Source organism: Paraburkholderia sp. GAS38, from assembly GCF_050434965.1.
GTDB classification, from domain to species: Bacteria; Pseudomonadota; Gammaproteobacteria; order Burkholderiales; family Burkholderiaceae; genus Paraburkholderia; species Paraburkholderia phenazinium_A.
The window spans coordinates 823,990-841,256 of record NZ_JBNDJO010000001.1; the positions used below are offsets into that span (position 1 = coordinate 823,990).

11 protein-coding genes are annotated in these 17,267 nt (G+C 64.6%); 6 read left to right on the forward strand and 5 right to left on the reverse strand.

Annotated elements, in window-relative coordinates; translation table 11 throughout:
• The first annotated feature begins 8 nt into the window (after positions 1 to 8).
• The 6 genes from P3T42_RS03560 (at position 9) to P3T42_RS03585 (ending at position 10,048) form a co-directional block, all read left to right on the forward strand.
• Positions 9 to 2,588: a glycoside hydrolase family 2 protein gene (locus P3T42_RS03560; RefSeq protein WP_429305185.1), complete on the forward strand. Its 2,580-nt coding sequence runs from the start codon at positions 9 to 11 to the stop codon at positions 2,586 to 2,588.
• A 612-nt stretch (positions 2,589 to 3,200) separates the two neighbouring features.
• Positions 3,201 to 3,935 (forward strand): Crp/Fnr family transcriptional regulator, encoded by a 735-nt coding sequence (locus tag P3T42_RS03565; RefSeq protein WP_074298278.1) that lies wholly within the window; start codon positions 3,201 to 3,203, stop codon positions 3,933 to 3,935.
• Between the two features lie 30 nt (positions 3,936 to 3,965).
• On the forward strand, positions 3,966 to 5,369 hold the full coding sequence (locus P3T42_RS03570; protein WP_429305186.1) for an undecaprenyl-phosphate glucose phosphotransferase: 1,404 nt from the start codon (positions 3,966 to 3,968) through the stop codon (positions 5,367 to 5,369).
• 27 nt (positions 5,370 to 5,396) lie between these two features.
• Positions 5,397 to 6,341, forward strand: a complete 945-nt coding sequence (locus tag P3T42_RS03575; protein WP_429305187.1) for a glycosyltransferase family 2 protein — start codon at positions 5,397 to 5,399, stop codon at positions 6,339 to 6,341.
• A 40-nt stretch (positions 6,342 to 6,381) separates the two neighbouring features.
• Entirely contained in the window at positions 6,382 to 7,632 is a 1,251-nt protein-coding gene (locus P3T42_RS03580; RefSeq protein ID WP_074298272.1) for a polysaccharide biosynthesis/export family protein, read from the forward strand.
• A 25-nt stretch (positions 7,633 to 7,657) separates the two neighbouring features.
• On the forward strand, positions 7,658 to 10,048 hold the full coding sequence (locus P3T42_RS03585) for a polysaccharide biosynthesis tyrosine autokinase (RefSeq protein ID WP_074298270.1): 2,391 nt from the start codon (positions 7,658 to 7,660) through the stop codon (positions 10,046 to 10,048).
• Positions 10,049 to 10,174: 126 nt separating this feature from the next.
• Here P3T42_RS03585 and P3T42_RS03590 read toward each other — a convergent pair whose 3' ends face one another.
• From P3T42_RS03590 to P3T42_RS03610, 5 genes are all read right to left on the reverse strand, one after another.
• Positions 10,175 to 11,338: an acyltransferase family protein gene (locus P3T42_RS03590; RefSeq protein ID WP_429305188.1), complete on the reverse strand. Its 1,164-nt coding sequence runs from the start codon at positions 11,336 to 11,338 to the stop codon at positions 10,175 to 10,177.
• Between the two features lie 194 nt (positions 11,339 to 11,532).
• A complete protein-coding gene (locus P3T42_RS03595; RefSeq protein WP_429305189.1) occupies positions 11,533 to 12,753 on the reverse strand; it encodes a hypothetical protein in 1,221 nt (406 codons plus the stop codon).
• A gap of 217 nt (positions 12,754 to 12,970) precedes the next feature.
• Positions 12,971 to 14,173, reverse strand: a complete 1,203-nt coding sequence (locus P3T42_RS03600) for a hypothetical protein (RefSeq protein WP_429305190.1) — start codon at positions 14,171 to 14,173, stop codon at positions 12,971 to 12,973.
• A gap of 82 nt (positions 14,174 to 14,255) precedes the next feature.
• Positions 14,256 to 15,416 carry a hypothetical protein gene (locus P3T42_RS03605; protein ID WP_429305191.1) on the reverse strand — a complete coding sequence of 387 codons (1,161 nt, stop codon included), beginning with the start codon at positions 15,414 to 15,416 and terminating at the stop codon, positions 14,256 to 14,258.
• Positions 15,417 to 15,530: 114 nt separating this feature from the next.
• Complete coding sequence (locus tag P3T42_RS03610) at positions 15,531 to 16,724, reverse strand: glycosyltransferase family 4 protein (RefSeq protein WP_429305192.1); 1,194 nt, start codon at positions 16,722 to 16,724, stop codon at positions 15,531 to 15,533.
• Positions 16,725 to 17,267 lie beyond the last annotated feature (543 nt).

Sequence of the window (17,267 nt, forward strand, 5' to 3'; positions counted from 1 at the left end):
GAGTCACTGTGCGCGCCTTGCCCACCACCCCGCCTGACCTGGTGCGCGAAGCCGCTGCACCGCCCGCCGCCGGGACAACTCACGGCGGGCTCGCAACCGCGGACGGTGCGCGGGCCCGCACCGTCTGGCCGCGCGCGCTCGACACGGGCTGGCAATGCGTGAGCACGGCCGCCGGCGCGTGCGTATCGCCTGCCGACTGGCCTGCCGGGGGCTGGCTGGATGCGCAGGTGCCCGGCACGGTGGCAGCCGCGTGGCGGGCCGCTGGACAGCTCGACGCGGATCGTCCGCCGCCGTTTGCCTTCGACGATCACTGGTATCGCCTGAGCCTGACGCCCGCGCTGACCGGCAGCGGTCCGCAACGTCTGCGTCTGCACGGCCTCGCGACGCTCGCCGAAGTGTGGCTCGACGGCGTGAAGCGGCTCGACTCGGATTCGATGTTCGTCGCGCACGATCTCGAGCTCGAGCTGACCGGACCGGCCACGCTCGCCCTGTGCTTCCGTTCGCTCGCGCCGTTGCTCGCCGCCCGCCGCTCGCGCGCCCGCTGGCGCCCTCGCCTCGCCTCGCCGCCCACCTTGCGCAACGTCCGCACGACGCTGCTCGGACACATGCCCGGCTGGTGTCCGCCGCTGCAGGCCGTGGGTCCGTGGCGCCCCATCGAACTGCTCGGCGATGCCGGCGAAGCCTTCGATACGATCGACCTCGCGAGCCGCGTCGACGGCGACGACGGCGTCGTGTCGCTCACGCTGCGCTTCGTGCATCCGCAGAGCGAGACCGTCCCCGCGACGTTGAATTGCGGCGCGGCCCGTGCGTCTCTCGAGTGGCGCGACGCAGTCACGCTCACGGGCGAACTGCGCGTGCCGCGCGCCGAACGCTGGTGGCCGCATACCCATGGCGTGCCCACACTGCATTCTGTCGCGCTGGAACTGGGCGGCCAGCGCTTCGAACTGGGCCGGCTCGGCTTCAGAGAAATCGAAGTGGACCGCGGCGCGGACGGCGACGGCTTCGCCCTGCGTGTGAACGGCGTGCCGCTGTTCTGCCGCGGCGCCTGCTGGACCAGTGCCGATCTCGTCACGCTCGCCGGTACGCCACAGCAACTCGAACACGCCTTCACGCTCGCGCGCGACGCCGGCCTGAACATGCTGCGCGTGGGCGGCACGATGGTGTACGAATCGGACGCCTTCTATGCGCTCGCCGACCGTTTCGGAATCCTGATCTGGCAGGATTTCGCTTTTGCGAACTTCGACTACCCCACCGACGAGGCCTTCGCCGCCTCCGTGCGTCGCGAGGCGACGCAGTTTCTGGCCCGCACACGCCGCTTTGCGTCCCTGGCCGTGCTGTGCGGCGGCAGCGAGGTCGATCAGCAAGCTGCGATGTTCGGCCTGCCGCCTTCGATGCGCGCGCAACCTCTTTTCACCGAATGCCTGGCCGGTCTCGCCGCGCAGGAACGGCCCGATGTAACGTATGTGAACAATTCTCCGACCGGGGGCGTGTGGCCGTTTTCGACTCGCACCGGCATCACGCACTACTACGGCGTGGGTGCGTATCAACGGCCGCTCGACGACGTGCGGCGCGCCGAAGTGCGTTTCGCAGCCGAATGCCTGGCCTTCGCCAACGTGCCCGACGACGCCACCCTGCAGCAGGCGCTCGGCACGATTCAGGTTCACGATCCGCGATGGAAGGCGGCCGTGCCGCGCGACCAGGGCGCCGGCTGGGACTTCGACGACGTGCGCGACCACTACCTGGCCACGCTCTATGGCATCGAGCCCGCCCGCCTGCGCTACGAGGACCCGCAGCGCTATCTGGAACTCTCGCGAGCGGTGGTGGCCGAGCTGATGACCGAGGTATTCGCCGAATGGCGGCGCGCCGGTTCGCCGTGCGGCGGCGCCCTCGTCTGGCAGTTCCAGGATCTGCGCGCGGGCGCCGGCTGGGGCATCGTGGATTCGACCGGACGGCCCAAGAGCGCGTGGCACGCGCTCGCCCAGGTGCTGCGTCCGGTTCAGGTGGTCATGACCGACGAAGGCCTCAACGGACTCGACCTGCATCTCATCAACGAGACCTGCGAGAGCGTGACGGCACAGCTTGAACTGGTGTGCCTGCGCGACGGCGCGGTAAAGGTTGCGGGCGCAACCTCTCTGGTGGAACTCGCGCCACGCAGCAAGCAGCGTCTCGCGGCAGCGGAGTGTCTGGGGCAGTTCTTCGATCTGACGCATGCGTATCGTTTCGGTCCACGTTCGCATGATGTGACGTTTGCCACGCTGCGCGATCCGGCGAGCAGACAGATCCTCTCGCAAGCGTTTCATCTGCCCGAGCGGCGCGCTGCCGAACGTTACGACACCGGCCTTAGCGCCACGCTCGAAGCCACCGGCAGCGGCTGGCAACTGATCGTCGAAGCGAAGCGCTTCGCGCGCTTCGTCAACGTTGCAGATATGCACTACCGTGCCGTCGACAACTGGTTTCATCTGCCGCCTGGCGAGCCGCGCACGATCGCACTGCGTCCTTTGCCGGCAATGAACGCCGACGCAACACACCCCGCACCCTCGGGCGAAGTACGCGCCATCAACTCAAGCGCGCCCGTGTTCTACGGCTGAATCCACCCGTCTCCCACACCGCTCCCCTGCAAGGCTCGCAGACGCTCGTTCTGCTGCAGTTTCGCGGACGCTGTCATCACGTCAGCACAAGCGCCCGCACGCTTCGCCAAAAATTCCTTCCGTGCGCCAGGGCACCTAACCGGTGGAACACATATGAATCAAATCTGAGTCATCCCGGACCGCCGCGCCAAACGCCACCACACGTAGCCCGCCCCCTGCGAAAGACCTCATGCAGATTCTACGAGAACGCGTTTTAAACGAATTCTATCAATCACTTGCGTTGAATTTAACAGTCTCTGGCAAACCCTGGGTGGCCTTGAGGCGTCGTACAAAATTGAAACAAAAACGCACGTTTTGCCTCGCAAAACGCCATGCCGCTTTTCGCTGCGCCGCACCAGTGCTTGCTTTGGACCTGCATGGCACAGTCCTCGCTAAATGAGAAGCGCAGCACTAGCGCCGACGCCAACAACCATTCAAACGACGGCGCAAAAAGGCCATACGGGGCCCGCACTGTTCATCCATAGCCGCTCGCCAGGCGGCAATACACCAGGGATGCAGAGGCGGGTAAAAAAACCAACGAGTCGCGTCAGCGACTTCGTGCGAGGACCGATCATGTTAACGCTTCAATCCGATCTGCACGGCAATCATTTGCTCGGCGCACTGCCATCGCATGAGTGGCAAGCACTCGCCCCTCACCTCGAACTTGTCCATCTGCGCACCGAGCAGTTGCTCTGCGATTCAGGACAACGAATTCATCACGTGTACTTTCCGACCACTGCGATCATCTCGATGCTCTCGACGATGGAAGACGGCAGCTCGGTCGAGATCGCCGCGGTCGGCCGCGAAGGCATGACCGGCGTGCCGGTATTGACCGGCGGCGAAACCATGCCCAACCGCGTGCAGGTGCAAAGCGCCGGCTTCGCCTATCGCATGACCGCCCAGAGCCTGAAGCAGCATTTCCTGCGCTCCGACCTGCTGCGCCGCCTGATGATGCTCTACATGCACGCGCTGCTCACCCAGGTCGCCCAGACCGCCGCCTGCAACCGTCACCACTCGCTCAACAAGCAACTGTGCCGGTGGCTGCTCATCGAAGTGGACCGGGTCGCCTCCAACGAGCTGACCGTCACGCAGCAACTGATCGCAGACATGCTCGGTGTGCGCCGCGAGGGCATCACCGAAGCGGCCGGCAAGCTGCACGACGAAGGCCTGATCCATCACAGCCGCGGCCACATCAAGGTGCTCGACCGTCAAGGTCTGGAAGCGCGCGCCTGCGAATGCTACGGGCTCGTGAAGCGCGAATTCGACCGGCTGCTGCCGCGCCTGCATCAGGCCGAGGCCGTCAACTAAGCCGCCGCGGACCTGCAAGGTAGACCGACCATGTTGCGCAATACTGCGCGCTGTCTCGACGCGTTATTCGTGATCGCGGGTGCACTGCTCGCTCACTGGATGCGCTTCGATGCCACGCTCTCGCTCGCCGATACCGAACGGCTGCTGATCGCCTTTAACTGCGTGCTCGTCCTCTTGCTGTTCCCGGTCTTCGGCATCTACGAGACCTGGCGCGGCAAGTCGCTCGCGGAGATGCTGGTGCGCGTCTGCGCCGGCTGGTTCTTCGTGGTGGTGACGGGCCTGCTGCTGGTCTTCACGCTACACCGGATGGATGCCGTGTCGCGGCTCTGGTTCGGCTACTCGACGCTGATCTCGGGCGCCATGATCGTCGCGACCAAGCTCGCCGCCCATCTGATGTTGCGCGTGGTACGGCGGCGCGGCCTGAACTTCCGCAGCGTGGCGGTGGTCGGCTCGCCCGGCTTCGCCCGCATGCTGCTCGCCCATCTGGAGCAGGTGCCGCAGGCCGGCTTCAAGCCCGTCTGCGTGTTCGACACCACGCTGGCCGAAGCCGCCGAAGCGGGCGAGCCCGCCGAGGCCGGCGCGCGCATGAATCGTCTGCCGGTGTTGAGCGATCTGGATGCGTTCGCGGCGAAGGTACGCGCCGAACACATCAACGAAGTGTGGCTCGCGCTGCCGCTCTCGGAAGAACGCACCATCTACCGCTTCACGCGCACGTTCCAGCATGACTTCGTCAACCTGCGCTTCATTCCGGATACGCGCAGCATGACGCTGTTCGGCCATTCGCTGGTCGACGTGATGGGTCTCACGACCATCAACCTGACCGGCACGCCGATCTCGCCGCCGCAAATGTGGCCCAAGCTGGTGTTCGACCGATTGTTTGCGCTCGCCGCCCTGCTTGCGCTCACGCCGCTGTTCGCGGCGATTGCCATTGCGATCAAGGTCAGCACGCGCGGGCCGGTGTTCTTCGCGCAACAGCGCAAGGGCATCGACGGACACACGTTCAGGATCTACAAGTTCCGCTCCATGACCGTGCACGAGGAAAGCGGCGGACAGCTCACCCAGGCGACCCAGCACGACGTGCGCGTGACGAAGATCGGCGCCTTCCTGCGCCGTACCAGTCTCGACGAACTGCCGCAGTTCTACAACGTGCTGATGGGTCAGATGTCGGTGGTGGGACCGCGCCCGCATGCGCTCGAACACGACGATCTCTACAAGGATCTCGTCTACGGCTACATGCATCGCTACCGCATCAAGCCGGGCATTACGGGCTGGGCCCAGGTGAACGGCTATCGCGGCGCGACACGCAAGGTGGAAAAGATGGAAGCACGCGTCAAGTTCGACCTCTTCTACATCCACAACTGGTCGTTCTGGTTCGACATCAGGATTGTCCTGATCACGTTGTTCAAGGGCTTTGTGAACCGCAATGCCTACTAAACGCAGCAGAACCGACAGGAGCCTGCGGTGAACGAGGCGCCACGCCTTTCAGTCATCGTTCCGACCTACCGCCGGCCGGCGGATCTCGCGCGCTGCCTTGCAGCGCTCGATGCACAACTGCGTCCGGCCGACGAAGTGATCGTCGTCGCACGTCCCGAGGACGCCGCGACCCATGCGCTGCTGCGCGAACGTCTGCAGAACGCCGGCAGCGAGGCGTTGCGGGTCGCGTTCGTCGGCACGCCGGGCGTGGTCGCGGCCTACAACTGCGGGCTTGAAACGGCGCAAGGCGACATTGTCTGCTTCACCGACGACGACGCCGCGCCGCATCCCGACTGGACGCAGCGCCTCATCGACGGGCTTGGCCGCCGGCCCGACGCGGGCGGCATCGGCGGACGCGACATCGTGCACGAAAAAGGCGCGATCCTCGCCGGCGCGAACGGCCGCGTGGGACTCGTGCGCTGGTATGGACGCGCCATCGGCAATCATCACATCGGCTGCGGCGAGCCGCGTCCGGTGCACGTGCTGAAAGGCGTCAACATGGCATTCAGGCGCGCGGCCGTAGCGGGCCTGCGCTTTGACGAAAGACTGCGCGGTACCGGCGCGCAGGTGCATTGCGAAATGCAGTTCAGCCTCGACGTCGTGAGGCGCGGCTGGATCCTGATCTACGACCCGTCGATACTCGTCGAGCATTATCCGGCGCCGCGCGGCGACGAAGACCAACGCTTCATTTTCAACTATGCCGCGTTCTATAACGCGTCGTTCAACCTGCGGCTCATCATGCGCGAACACCTGTCCCTGCCAGGACGGTGCGCGTTCGTCGTCTATGCAACGCTGATCGGCACACGCGCGGACCCGGGGTTGGCCCGCGCGCTGACGCTTGCGATCGGCGGCGCCGGACCGGCGCTCGCCCTTCGCCAGTGGTGGATCGGCATTCGCGCGATGCGCGGTGCGTGGCAGGAAGCAAAACGCTGAGCGGGGTGCGGCGTTTCATGTAATGCGAGGGACCGAAACCATGATATCCAGAACGATAGTAACGGGGCTTGCGGTTGTGTCGCTGTGTCTCTTCTCGGCGTGTTCGTTTACGCCGGGCGGCTTTCTCGACACCACCAATCTGCAGGAAAACAAGGACGCCGAACCGGTTGCCACAACGGTTCAGGTGCAGCCGATCAACGCGGGGTATTTCAGCCGGACGTCGCTGCAAGCCACGCCCGCGGCAACCTGTCCGCTCACCTGTCTCACGCCGAAAACGCGCGCGCAATACGAGTATCGGATCGGTCCGGGCGACCTGTTGCAGGTGATCGTCTGGGATCACCCCGAGCTGACCTCGCCAGGCGGCGGGACCGGCAGTGCCGGTACGCCGCCGTTGCCCGCCCTGTCCGGCGGCGGCAGCGAAGGCAGCGGCAATTCCATCGCCGCGTCGCCGTCCACCAGCCCGGCCGCCACCGGCGGCGGCGAGCCCGGCGGCCTGACGCTGCGCGTCGCCGCCAACGGCACGGTGTTTTTCCCGCGCGTCGGACGGATCAAGGTGGAGGGCATGACGGCCGAGCAGGTGCAAAGGCGCCTCACCGCCGGTCTGGCCAAAACCATCCGCGGCCCGCAACTCGACGTCAGCGTGACCGGCTTCAACAGCAAGGCGGTGCAGGTGCTGGGCGACGTGCACGCGCCGCAGGCCCAGGCGATCACCGCGGTGCCGCTGACGATCATCGACGCACTCAATCGCGCCGGCGGCGCCAATGCGGACGCCGACCTGCAGAATGTCGGCCTCACGCGCAACGGCCAGCGTTACCCGATCAACGTCGCCTCGATTCTGGAATCCGGCAACGTGCTGCAAAACGTCGTGCTCAACGACGGCGACATCATCGACGTGCCGGATCGCACCAACAGCCGCGTGTTCGTGCTCGGCGAGATCTCGCATCCGTCGATCGTGCCGATGAACCGCGGCAGGCTGACCCTCGCCGATGCGCTGACGAGCGCCGGCAGCATTGACAGCCACACGTCCGACCCGCACGTCATCTACGTGATTCGCGGCATCGATCCGGAGGCCGGCGCCAATGGCCAGGTGACCACCAAACTGACCACGCCCGACGTGTACCGGCTCGACATGACCCAGGTCGACGCGCTGATGCTGATGACCAAGTTCGAGTTGCAGGCGCGCGACGTGATCTATGTGCAGATCGCCAGCTCCGCCCGCTTTAACCGCCTGCTCGATCTGATCACGCCGTCGCTGCAGACGCTGTTCTTCACCAAGCAACTGGCTCCTTAACATACGGCTAGCGAGAGAAAATAAAATGAGTACCTATGACATGCCTGAATTCTCGCCCGCGTCCGGTAACGACGAAGACGAGGTGATGCGCGACCTGGTGCGCATGGTGGTCGAACAGATCTGGTGGGTAATCGGCATTGCGGCCACGGTGCTGCTCGCCGCGGTGATCTACGCGCATGTGGCGACACGCATCTATTCGGCCGATGCGATGCTGCAGATCGATCCGTCGTCGCCGGGTTCGTCCGCCGTCTCGACGATCGCTTCGCTCTCGTCCGGCGGCACCAGCACCATCCGCACCGACGCCGAAATCGAAATCATCAAGAGCCGCGCCGTGGTCGAGCCGGTCGTCGAGCAGTTCAAGCTCAACTTCGGCACGGCGGCCAACGTCATGCCGTATCTCGGGCGCGTTTCGCGGCTCTTTGCCCATCCCGGCCACCCGCTTCCGGCCTGGTTCGGCATGCGCTCGTACGCCTGGGGCGGCGAAGAGTTCAACGTCGACTCCATCAGCGTGCCAAAGTCTCTGGAAGGCGTGCAAATGACGCTGCGCGCGCTCGGCGACGGACGCTACGAACTGCTCGACCCCGCCACCCAGCAGCCGATCCTGACCGGCAAGGCGGGCACGCTCGCCGAAGCCAATGGCGTGTCGATCCTGGTGACGAAACTGGTCGCCCGTGCCGGCACGGAATTTTTCGTCACGCGCGCCAACCAGCTCGACGCCGTCATGGGTCTGGCCGGCGGTCTGCAAGTGGTCGAAAAGAGCCACGACACCGGCATCGTGCAACTCTCGTACATGGGCGGGGATCCCAAGGCCATCACCGCGATCACCAACGCGGTGGCGCAGTCGTACCTGCGCCAGCGCACCGAGCGCGCCCAGGAAGAAGCGAGCAAGATGCTGACCTTCCTGAACAGCGAGTTGCCGCGTCTGCGCGACGACCTGAAGCGCTCGGAAACGGCGCTCTCGGAGTATCAGGCCCGCGTGGGTTCGTTCCAGCCGACTCAGGAAGCCTCGGTTTACCTGTCGGGCGGACTCGAGTACGAAAAGCAGATTGCCGGACTGCGCATCGCGCGCGCGCAATTGCTGCAACGTTTTATGGCCGATAGTCCCGAGGTCGCCACCGTCGATGCGCAGCTCGCCGCGCTGAGCGCGGAGAAGACCCGCTTCGAAGACCATTTCAAGACCTTGCCGGGTTCGGAACGCGAAGCCGTGTCGCTGCAACGCGACGCCAAGGTGGCGGAAGAAATCTATGTGGCACTGCTGAACAAGACCCAGGAACTGTCGATTACGCGTGCCGGGACGATCGGCAACGTGCACATCGTCGACGAGGCGCTGGTGCCTTCCGCTCCGGTCAGCCCGAAAAGCGGCCTGATCATTTCGGCGGGTGCGCTGCTCGGCATCATCGCGGGCGTCGGTTTCGCCTTTTGCCGCCGCACCTTTTTCACCGGCGTGGCCGATCCGGAAATGATCGAACGCCGCTTTCAGTTGCCGATCTTCGGCTCCATTCCGATCAGCGCCGAGCAGTCGCGCGGCGACCGGCTCATCGCCAGCCTGCGGCACCCGGCATTGCCGAGCGGCACACAGCGCATGAGCGGCGTGCTGGCGAGCGGGCCAGCGAGCCTCGGCAGGTTGCTGGGTCTGCGTGCGGCGCCCGCTCCTGCGCCGGCGCCGGTGCGCCAGGGTGCGCAAACGGTGATGCCGGCCCCGTACGCGGCGACCCGTTCGCTGCTCGCGAAGACTCATCCGTTCGATACGTCCGTCGAAGGCTTGCGCGGGTTGCGCGCCACCTTGCAGTTCGGCCTGATCGAAGTGCCGAACCGCGTCATCGCGTTCACCAGCCCCGCGCCGGCCGACGGCAAGAGCTTCCTGTGCGCCAACCTTGCCGCGCTGTTTGCGGAATCGGGCAAGCGGGTGCTGCTGATCGACGCCGATCTGCGTCGCGGCCGGCTCGCTCACTACTTCGGCCGCTCGCCGAACGGCGGCCTGACCGAACTGCTGACCGGCCAGGTCGATCTGGAAACGGCGGCGCGCGCCACCGGTGTCGACGGACTGCACTTCATCGCCGCCGGCGCCTATCCGCCCAACCCGTCGGAGATTCTCACCTCGCATCGCTTCAGCGAGATCCTGCGACGCTTTTCGCAGGAGTTCGATCTGGTCATCGTGGACACGCCCCCTCTGCTGGCCGTCGCCGATGCGGCGATCATCGCCAACATCGCCGGCGCGACCGTGCTGGTGATGCGCGCGGGGGCGCATACGGAGCGTCATATCAGCGAGGCGCTCAAGAAGCTGCGCCGGGCGCGGGCGCATGTGATCGGCGGCGTGATGAATGCGGTGTCCGTCAAGCACAACGGCCGCTATGGGACCTACGATTACGCCTACGCTTATACGTACGAGACCGCCGATCCGCTCGACCCGAGGTAGGATCCGACGAGACGGTTGTTCGCAGTTCAAGGCACGGCGAGTTCGCGGGACAGTTCAACGTCCCGGCGACTCGCCGGTTTTGTTTCTGGGGTTGCGTGGAGTGCGTTCGAATCGCCCGCAATCAGTTCAGCTTCCCACCCGCCCGGCCGCCTCCGCTTCCGGCTTCGTCCCGAACGGATGAAACTGCTGGATCAGCCGTTGCACGCGCCGCGTGTTGCGCTCGAACAGGAAGTACACCGCATACGCGTAGACATAACAGGCGGCCAGCAAGGCGATGAAAACAAGCGCACCGTAGCCGTCGGGCTGGATGCGATGCCCGATCATGGTGGCGATAAGAAACAGCACGAACGGAAAGTGCGTCAGATACAGCGAATAGGAAAACCCGGAGAACGCGATCGCGAGCCGCGACAGCCTGGGCGAACGCAGGCGCACGTCCTCGCGCAGGACGCAGGCGATAAAAGCGAAGCAGGCAAAACCGACCGTCCATTCGTCAGCCCATTCCTTCTGCCAACGGGTCGCCGCGAGCGCAACCAGGAACAGCACGCCGCTGACCCACGTCGACACCGGATAGCGGCTTCGCCATGCGCGCCGGGGAATGCGCTTTTCGATCCAGGCAATCAGCGCGCCGAGCAGCCAAAGCACGAAACCGTTCAGCAGCGGCTGAAACAACACCATCGAACCCAGCGCCAGACCGAGCACGACCAGTCCCTGCAGCATGCGCCGCCGTCCGACCAGCACATAGCAGGCGGGAAACCAGAGGTAGTACCAGAACTCGTTGGCGAGGCTCCACAAGGGACCATTCGATCCGTATGTGCCGCAGTAAAGCGTCTGCAGAAACGCGACGTTGCAAAACAGCGTGGCATGTCCGAGCTGCGCCGCGACGTTGACGCGTTGATCGAAGTTACCCTCGGTGCCCAGATAAAACGGACCGCCTATGGTCGCGAGTCCCATCCGGTCCCAGAAGAGGGTCAAGATCAGCGCCGGGATCAGCACGATCCAGAGCCGCGAAAGCCGTTCGCCCAGATAGCGCTGCCAGCTCCATGTCCCCGCCGCCACCTGGCGTATCACCGTGCCGCCGACGAAATAGCCGCTCAACACAAAGAACACCGTCACAGCGGTGTGGCCGTAGTTGCTGAGGAAATAGAAGGCCTGGCCGATCAGCCCGAGGTGCAGGCCGGCGCGGTAATCGACGAACAGCAGCGCGCGAATATGGCTCACGCACACCGCGGCGGCAGCCAGCGCGCGGATCAGGTCAAGTGTGTCGCAGTGCTTGTTGATGGCCGGCGCCATGAGCGTGTGGGATCGACAACATAGGTGGATCGAACGCGCGCGAGCAACGCGGCGCGCAGCGAATCACAACCCGGACGTGCAGATCGCACGAAGGGTTGCAAGCGGTTGTCCATCAATGTATGACGCGGGTTGCCCCTGCACAGTACGTTCGCACACGTTTTGGGCCGATGCTGCACCACCTGCATCGCCGTACGCTATGGGCAAGCGCGGCGGCGGCCGAGCGGCCGCACGCGGGTCCATGCGAACGCCAGCGTCGCCACGCTCAGGCCCACGATCTGCCAGGCTTTCGCCGCGCTATAGAGACCTGGAAGGACCAGTCCCGCGGCAGTGCAACCGGCTACCACGAGCGGTATGGAAGAGACGCACAGTCCGGCGAGGATGATCCATTCCGCGCTCTTCGACGTGGCCCGCAAGAAGATGAAGAAGCAGACCAGCCCCGGGAAGAAGTCGTATTCCTTCATCCGCGGATTGGTCAGCGTGAGCACCATGTAGAGGATAAAGAAGACTCTCCCGAGACGATCGGGCGGCGGCTTTTCTCCCGCAAAGGCCACCGTCACCAGTACCAGCAGAGACAGCGACACGACTGCATGGATGGCTAGCGCCAGCCGGTCGTTGAGCATGAGATGGACCAGGATCGAGAAGAACGAATAACCGAGGTCGCCCCGATCCAGCACCTGGTACTTCAAGGTCTCCATGAATTCGCCATACGCTACCGGATCGATACGGCTGAAGGCCCACCACGACAAAGCGAAGCCCACCACGACCGACCCGACGCGCACGAGGTCGCGCCAGCCGCGCCATGCGGTGACGAGTGGCACCAGCAGATAGACCAGAAAATATGGCTTGATGATCGAGAACACCAGCAACAGGGCCAGCGGCATGTTCTTCGACATCCACCCTGCCCTGCGGCCGCTGCGCAAAAAGGCCGCGATCAGCGCGAAATGCATGAATACCGTCAGGTTCCCGGAAATCGTAGACGTGACGCCCACGCCGCCGAAGGCTGCCGCCGCCATGACCGACGCGCAGCCGCGAAGCCACGGCGAGCGGTCGACGAGACGCGCAGCGCCCGAGCCTGACCTCGAAGCGTCGGCGCGCAGCCAGAGGGCGAGCTCGAACGCAAACCATCCGACGCTCGCCACGTATAACGCAATCAGCGCCACGCCTAACGGGATGACGCGGTTCAGCCAGGCGAACACGTCAAGCACGAGCGGGTGGTAAACGAACGGTAGTCCTGCGTCGATGCGGTAGGGATTCGCGCCGCGGGCAAGGTCGGCGACCGCGCGCTCGTAGACGGTGGTGTCCCAAAACAGGAAGGGCGTAGGCCGCGTGTAGAAATAGACCAGCAGGCCCAGCGCGCAGATCGCCATCACGCTCAGATCGGTACGCCACCCCTTCTTTGGCAATCTCAAGTCCAATTCGGCTACTCCATGTGTTGTCTGCCGGTGTCCGCAGGCAGGCCAGCAACGGTCGCGCCGACGGACGCGCAACAGCATGCCAACTACGCAGGAAAGTGATCTCAGAGCATGGTAGGCGAACCTGGCGCGACCGATCGTTCGATCCCGAACACAGCCTGATTGCAGGCCATACGTGACGTGTCGATGCGGATGAACCCGTTCGCTCAGGTCGATGCGCTCACGTCCGGCGCGCCCTGAACGTGGTCAACGTCAACGTGAGCGCGACCGCCGCCAGCCCAACGATCTGCCAGGTGTTCGACGCGCCCGATAGCGTCACGAAGGTCACCCCCGCGGCGCGGACGCCGCTCAGCAGCAACGGAATCCATGAAATCGCGAGACCGACGAAGATGATCGCGCCAGCTCTGGCCGAGAACGTGCGCAGAAAAATGAAGAAGCAGACGAGGGCCGGGAAAAAATCGTACTCCTTCATACGTGGATTCGCTAACGTCAGAACCATGTAGAACAGAAAGAACGCCGCTCCCGTTGACCGGCCCGACGCCGGCCTGCGCATGAACAGCGCAACCGTAAGCATCACGAAGACCACAGAGGCGACGACATGCAGGCCCAGCGCGAGCCAGGCGTGATGAACCACACGCATGAACGTCGCGAAAAACGAATAGCCGAGATCGCTTTTGCCGAGCGACTGATACTTGAGCGCCGCCATAAATGCGGCATAGCCTTGCGGATCGGCATGCGCGAGAAACAGCCACGCTACGCCGAAGAGTGCGAGCGCCCCTGCGGCTCTGAGCAGTTCCGCGCGCCTGTCGCTCGTCAGCAGCACGGGGATCAACAGATACAGCAGGAAATACGGCTTGACGATCGAGAGCAGCAAAACCAGCGCTATGGGGGCGTATCGGGCGAATGGACCATGCGTTCGCTGCGCCATCAGGAAGGCCGCGATCAACGCGAAGTGCATGAAGGTCGTGAGGTTTCCCGACAGCATCGACGTGACACCGACCCCGCCAAAAACGAGGGCCGCCATGAACGATGAGGCACCGCACAGCAGTCCGGCTGGCTGCGGCGCGGCAGCGCCTGCGCCTGTAGGTTCGTCCGCATGCAGACGAAGCCAGCGGCCTGCTTCAACGCAGAACCAACCGAGGCTGAGCGCATAGACGAGCACCAGCGCGAGGCGCAACGGCACAAGCCGGTTCAGCAGGAACAGCCCGTCGAGCACCAGCGGGTGGTAGACAAACGGCAGACCGGCGTCGGTGCGGTAAGGATCGAGACCCAGGCCGAGATCGCGCACTGCCCGTTCGTAGACGGACAGGTCCCAAAAGATTGCGTGGCCCGCCGCCATGAACAGATAAACGAGCAGCGCGACCGAGCAGACCCCTATCATGGTCCGCGAATCGGCTGCCCAATGGTTTCTCTGAATGTTCAAGCAGACCTCGACAATTGACGAAGCAGGTCAGCGCCGGCAGTAAAACGCCCGCGCTGTACGCCTTCCCTTCTTTACCGCGCGCTCAGGAATCTGTGGTCAAGTCCAGCGCAGGCTGTCTGCGTGCCTGCGGGACTGCCTGATGCTTCGTAACCGGCACGGCCGCCGGTTCCAGGGCACGCGACACATAACCCGCAACGCCGCCGCAGATCAGCAGCGCGGCGCTGACGTCGACCATGCTCAAGGCGCGAATTTCGTCCCCATAGCCGAACAGCAGGTACAGCGGGATATTGATCGCACAGACGAGCAGCGCATGGTGCCGCGCAGCGGGCGGCAACGCGGACCACCCGGCGCGCACGACGACGAACGCCAGAAACAGCAGCAGAATATTGAAGCCCTTGGGCAAGAGGATCCCGTAGGTGTACTCGCCATGCAGGTAGTTACGCGGATCGGCCAGAAAGCGCAGGTTGTCCCAGAGATGAAACTGCGCAAGCTCGCCGGGATTGCCGGCGTAGTGCAGTTTCGTTGCGAGGTTGACCGCCGCGGCCAGCGCCACGCAGGTGCCGAGCAAGAGCAGCGCGCGCGATCGGGACGACACCCGCATCGAGACGAACGGATACAGCGCGATCAGGAAAAACAGAAACGATTCCTTGTTGAGCGTCGCAACCAGCGTGAGCGGCAGCAGCCAGAGCAGGTTCGCACGCAGGGCGACCCAGACGGCCACGGTCATGAAAAGCAGCTCGGGGAAGTCCCAGAAATTGCCGACAGGCACCGCGAGCGCGAAGGCAAGCGGCGCCAACGTCGCCGCGATTTCGTTGCCGACGAGTTGCAGGCACAACAGCCGGAGCATCAGCATCGCCCCCAGCAATGCGCCGAACGTCATGGCGTACACCATGTAATAACGCAGTGCGTAGTGCGGATTCGCGGCGTCGGTCGCCCGCACGAACGTATTGCTCAGCCAGTTGTGTTGTGGATAGTCTGCCTGCAAATGATCGAGGAACCGCTGCCTGGCCGCGCGCGGAAGCGCCGCTTCGAGCAGATTGGCCGTGGCCGGCAGCAATTGCCGATACACGTACGGACGATCCGCCGTGCCGTCCAGCATCAGGGTCAGCGCATCGTTCTTCGAGTCGTCGCGCAGCGCATACTTTGCGAAGAAGCCGCAATACGACGCGCTGGCGACCAGCGTGTAGACGCACAGGAGTACGATCCAGCGCGTCGTCGCACGCGGCAATCCAGGCAAGCTCATGGTGGTCTCCGTTCGGCAGGCAGGAACAGCCGCGTCAGAACATGCTAGGCGAAGCGCGACCGGCGCATCGTTCGATGCCGAACACTGGTCCGCCCGGCGAGCGCGCGCGGCGTATCAACGGGTCGCGTCCGCAATGGTCTGCGTCATCTGCTCGAGATAGACGTCGACGGAAAAATGCTGCTTCACATCCACCAGCGCCTGAGCGGCGAGCTGTTGTGCGAACTCGGGCGTCGCATGCAGCGTTTCGATGGCCTCGGCCAGCGCCTCGGCATCGCCCGGCGCCACCAGCCAGCCGTTCTTGCGATGCCGCACGATCTCCTTCACGCCGCCGGCCGACGTCGCAATCACCGGCCGGCCCGCGGCCATCCCCTCGATGATCACGCGGCCAAAGGGCTCCGGCTCCGTCGACGTATGCAGGATCACGTCCACCGCTTTCATCCAGGCCGGCATGTCGTCGCGAAAGCCGGCGAAGATCAGGCGGTCCGCGACGCCCAGGCGCGCGGCCTGCTGGCGCAGCGACTCGACGTAGGCTTGCTCGCCGAACAGCGCCGAGCCCACCAGCACCAGGTGCAGCCCGGGCAGCCGTGCGAGCGCGTCCACCGCAATGTGCTGACCTTTCCACGGCGCGAGGCGCCCGAACAGGCCGGCCAGATAGACGTGCTCGGGCAGGCCCAGGCGGCGGCGCAGCGCGCCGCTATCGTCGTTGTCCGCACGGCTGAATTCGTCCAGATCCACGCCGTTATGCACCACCGGCACGTCTGCCGGCTTGCAGCCGGTGAGCGCGACGAGCGACGCCGCTGAAGCATGCGAGTTGGCCACCACCTGATCGACCGCGTAGCGCGCGAGCCACTTGACGATAAAGCGCTGCAGCGGCCCGAAGTGATCGCCCGACACGATGTCGTGCAGATGCCAGATGATCCGCTTGCGGTGCAGCGGCTTGCCGAGGGCGCCGAGCACGAGCGCCTTCTGCGTATTGAGAAACAGCACGTCGAACGATTCGGCATGGGTCGCGATCGTGCGAACCTGTCGGACGATGCCCGGCAGCGCCATCAGCCAACTGAGGCGAGCTGCCTGCTTCTTGATGCCGGAGACGCGCGCGTCGCACGCGAGCCGCACCGGCACGTCGAGCGATTCAAGCCGCGCGCGAAATGGCCCATCGGAAAGCAGCAGCACTTCGCGGCGTGCGGCCCACGTCGCGGCGAGCGGCAACAGACAGACTTCCGCGCCGCCGAGCTGGCCGCTCTGGTCGACAAACAGGACGCTCGGCGTCCCGGCCCCGGCCGGCAGACTGGCGGCCTGTCTACCCATGAATACTGGCGCTACAGTGTCGGACGCGATTGTCTTCGCGGCCGCAGATGCGGAGGTGTTCATTGCGATTGACCGGGCGGCAAGAAAATCCAAAGACACATTATTCGCGCGACGCGACGTTCTCTATGTGGCCGGCCGCACTCAGCGCGACAAACATCCGACGTGGATTTCCGGTGAACGCGCAGGCGTATTGATGCGCTGCCGGCAAGCCCGGCAGACATCTCTCGGGGCAGCTCGGCGCGCTTCCAGACGCGCCGGCCCAAGGATAGATAAGTGTCCTGACTATATCGACACTTGCCGCCTTCCCGGGCAATGGCGCTGGAATTGACAAACGCCCTGCTTGATCTTATGAATCGTCGGGCCGCCGTAATGCGTTTGTCAGTTGCCGTAAGTGCGTCCGGGCACATTGAAACAGGTATCGAACCCGAATAATGCCGATTCGGTCCCCCCTTCTATAACAAACCCTCGCCCGGGAACCCAGATGAAGTCAACCGCCCCAGCGAACGCACCGGTGATCGCTTCTCAAGCGACACCGCTCTATGC